This is a genomic window from Dictyobacter arantiisoli (genome assembly GCF_008326305.1).
GTDB classification, from domain to species: domain Bacteria; phylum Chloroflexota; class Ktedonobacteria; order Ktedonobacterales; family Ktedonobacteraceae; genus Dictyobacter; species Dictyobacter arantiisoli.
In genome coordinates this window covers 1-3,482 of record NZ_BIXY01000188.1, presented here as the reverse complement: position 1 = coordinate 3,482, position 3,482 = coordinate 1, and the positions used below count along the sequence as shown (strand labels likewise).

General features: G+C 52.2%; 4 protein-coding genes. 1 reads left to right on the top strand and 3 read right to left on the bottom strand.

The window, feature by feature from the left end:
- Positions 1-142: 142 nt before the first annotated feature.
- Positions 143-1,012 carry a sigma-70 family RNA polymerase sigma factor gene (locus tag F1593_RS27585; RefSeq protein ID WP_149404762.1) on the bottom strand — a complete coding sequence of 290 codons (870 nt, stop codon included), beginning with the start codon at positions 1,010-1,012 and terminating at the stop codon, positions 143-145.
- A gap of 264 nt (positions 1,013-1,276) precedes the next feature.
- Here F1593_RS27585 and F1593_RS27580 point away from each other — a divergent pair, with 264 nt between their 5' ends.
- Complete coding sequence (locus tag F1593_RS27580; RefSeq protein WP_149404763.1) at positions 1,277-1,735, top strand: carboxymuconolactone decarboxylase family protein; 459 nt, start codon at positions 1,277-1,279, stop codon at positions 1,733-1,735.
- Between the two features lie 121 nt (positions 1,736-1,856).
- On the opposite strand, the gene F1593_RS27575 is transcribed toward F1593_RS27580, so the two are convergent.
- Together F1593_RS27575 and pdxR are read right to left on the bottom strand one after the other, a co-directional pair.
- Complete coding sequence (locus F1593_RS27575; RefSeq protein ID WP_149404761.1) at positions 1,857-2,102, bottom strand: DUF6429 family protein; 246 nt, start codon at positions 2,100-2,102, stop codon at positions 1,857-1,859.
- A 66-nt stretch (positions 2,103-2,168) separates the two neighbouring features.
- The coding region (gene pdxR, locus F1593_RS27570; RefSeq protein WP_149404760.1) for a MocR-like pyridoxine biosynthesis transcription factor PdxR at positions 2,169-3,482 on the bottom strand (1,314 nt) is incomplete at its 5' end.

Genomic DNA, 3,482 nt, shown 5'->3' with positions numbered 1-3,482 from the left:
TTGTTCATCAACAGTTTAGACCAGGAGGCCATTTTTGCCTAGTCCCTGCAATTCCTGGCTTTGCTTCATTTTATCGTTTGAAGGTTTTTACGGGTTATCCAAAAATCCGGGATGACTCATATTATGAAGCTACGCTTGCTCGTCAGGAGCCCAGAACCGACAGGTGTAGTTGACGAAGGTGTGCGGGGTCAGAAATCACATTGATTTCGGCGATCTTGCCGTGTGTGATTGTGAGGTCCAGGACGAGAATCAGCCGTCCATATGGAGCTACTACAATTCCTGCCGAGCCGTTCACAAGTGCCGGTCGCGCTCCCTGAGCACGCCCAGAGAATTGTCTGGCTACGGCGGTCGCACCACGGACCTCCCCTGATGCGCTTGTAAGCACGGCGGCCTGATCGGTTCGGAACACGATATTCGGGTCGAGCACGGCGAGAAGCGCGTCGAAGTTGCCGGAGCGCGAGGCGGTAAGGAAGGCATCAACCACTTCTCGTTGATAGGTAAGATCGGCGTCGGGAACCATATCCACTCCTCGCACTCGACGGCGTGCACGGCTCGCCAGTTGCCTTGCCGCGGTTGAAGTGCGCTCAACAATAGGGGCAATCTCGTCGAAGGATACGGCGAATATATCGTGCAGCACGAATGCGAGGCGTTCGGCGGGAGGTAAGGTGTCAAGAACCACGAGCAGCGCGAGACCGATTGAGTCGGCCAGGAGTGCTTCCTGTTCGGGATCAAGCCTGCTCTCGGGGCTTGCGATGGGATCGGGCACTTCCAGAGATTCTTCGCGTCGCGCTTTGCGTGAACGCAACATATCGAGGCTGATGCGTCCCACCACTGTCGTCAGCCATCCGCCCAGGTTCTTAATGCTACTCGTGTCGGAGCGGTTAAGATGAAGCCAGGCCTCCTGTACAGCATCGTCAGCCTCGCTCAGAGAGCCGAGCATCCGGTAGGCTACCGCCCGCAAGTGGGGGCGTTTAGCCTCAAATAGTTCTGCCAGCCCATTGTGTTCGTCCATTGATAGTTCCTCTCCATGGGTGCCTTTTTCCCTCAATCTTTTATTTCCTCTGTGTGCGTCACTCGACAAAGATGCAGGGGCATCGGTCACATTTTCTTTTTGCGTTCCGTCATGATAGTGACGAGCGAAACCCAACCAATGTGACAGGGGCGTGGTAGCGGTGCGACTGGCCCGTCAAGACCGTGACCCGGATAGTCAGTATTCCGGTTCTGCAAAAAAAACTTGAAGACGAGATTAGAACAAGATCCCTGGAGGAAAATACTCATGCAAGCACGAATGAAGAATCCGGCGATGATCCTTCCTGACGCTATGAAGGGCATCCAGAACCTGTACAAGGCCATGAGTCAGGGCGGTGTGCCGCAGCAAACGCTGGAACTGGTTCATCTGCGAGCGAGCCAGATCAATGGCTGTAGCGCTTGTGTTACTGCAGGCGCACGCAGCGCTAAGAAGGAAGGGGAAACCGATGAGCGACTCTTCGCCGTGGCGGCCTGGCGAGAGACACCTTATTTCACCGATGCCGAACGTGCCGCCCTTGCGCTTGCCGAGGCGGCTACCCGACTCTCCGACCGAGCCGATGCCGTCCCCGACGAGATCTGGGATGAGGCAGCTAACCACTTTGACGAAAAAGGCCTGGCTGCCATTATCATCATGATCGCCACCACCAACCTGTTCAACCGCCTTAACGCTACCATCAAGGAGCAGGCAGGTGCGGCCTGGAGCTAAGCGACAGCCTATGGGATTATATCAGGCAGACGGGAGCATACCTGTTCCCGCTTGCCTCACAGGTTTTGGCTCTGGCTTTATAGTCATTGTCCCGATACATTCTAAGTGCCATGAAGGAATGCTAATTTTCTGTTGGATCAATACTGCCAAAGTGCTTTTCAAAGAAGCTGCTTGAATTTGCCAATCCTTCTTCTGTGAGCCCTATTGATTTCGTTTTATTCCTGGGACTGTCAATCCAGCCCTTCTCGTAGAGCCTATCAAGTACATCCCAATCGAACCCTTTCCAGGCACGATTGGTATCATGCAAGGTAAGTTGCATAAGTGCGAGGACAACTTCGTCTATTTTACCCTGGTTATATTGGTTCATGTATGTCACTCCTCTGTCTCAATGATGCCTGGAGTTTTTCTCTACATTTCTTTAACGTATTATGCCTTATTCTATCACTGGAAAGAGATCAATTGTGCGCTTGATCTGTCCTATACCTTGCTCAATTTGGGCCGGTGAGAGATGACTGTAGCCCAGAATGATTTCGTGGAGATGGCGGTTTTTGACAATGGCGTGCCGCTCCACAGGATAAACACGTACGCTTGCTCTCTCAAGAGCCGCCATGATTTCTGGCGTGAATGCCACCTCAGGAAAGCGAGCAACAAGATGGAGTCCGGTCGCGTCACCTACAATCTCAACTTGATCTGAGAAATGCTGTCGAAGTTGGGTGATCAGAACATTCCGCCGCTTCTGATACACACGCTTCATTCTCACAATATGACGTTCCAGATTGCCTGAAGCAATGAAATGAGCCAGTACGAGTTGTTCCAGCGAGGGGGAGTGGAGATCGAGCAAGCGTTTGATCCTGCGAGCATGCTCTATCAGTTCTGCGGGAAGGACCAGGTAGCCCAGACGAAGCGCCGGAGACAAAATTTTGCTCAACGTACCAATATAGATCACGCGTTCTGGTGAGAGTCCCTGAAGCGAACTGATAGGGCTTCCCACGTAACGGAATTCGCTATCATAGTCATCTTCAACCAGGTAACAATCGGCTGTACGTGCAAACTGGAGCAGTTGCAAACGTCTCTGAATGGGAAGGATACCTCCCTGTGGGAACTGGTGGGAGGGCGTCACAAAAATACAGCGCGGTTGTTTGTTGCGAGGCAGAAGATCCGTTTGCATCCCATATTCATCAACCGGGATAGGACACAGCCGCGCGCCTGAAGACGAAAGGATCAATTGGATCTCATAGTTCACAGGATCTTCTATCACAATGTCATCGTTGGCTGAAAGCAGCAGTCTGTTCAGCAGCGAAAATGCCTGTGATGCCCCGGAGAGGATCAAGATATGTTCTGGTTGGCACATGACGCCACGGGTACGTTGGAGATAGCTGGCAAGAGCTGTACGCAATTCTGGGCGCCCTTCGGGATTATCATAGCCAAAGAGGGCTGGTTCCGCTGTTGCATAGACATGGCGTGCAAACTGGCTCCATTGCTTTCGTGGGAACAGATCAAGCGCGGGCAGTCCCGAACGGAAATCAATAAAGTTGTTTTCCGTCCGAAATGCTGTGTCTGAAAAACCAGACAAGGCCGCCTGTTTGTCTTGTCCTTTCTCAAAGTAGATACCCTCTACCACATAGAACTTATCCGAAAACGTGGAAGGAGATGATAGAATCAAGAACAAGGAAAGGAACACGAATCCCCCAAGCAAAGGAGAAACCAAGATGGCCCGAACCAAACCGTGGGAAGTCAGTGACCAATT

Excerpts from the sequence above, each read along its gene's own strand:
- F1593_RS27585 (WP_149404762.1), bottom strand. The coding sequence starts at position 1,012 with ATGGACGAACACAATGGGCTGGCAGAACTATTTGAGGCTAAACGCCCC.
- F1593_RS27580 (WP_149404763.1), top strand. The coding sequence starts at position 1,277 with ATGCAAGCACGAATGAAGAATCCGGCGATGATCCTTCCTGACGCTATG.
- F1593_RS27575 (WP_149404761.1), bottom strand. The coding sequence starts at position 2,102 with ATGAACCAATATAACCAGGGTAAAATAGACGAAGTTGTCCTCGCACTT.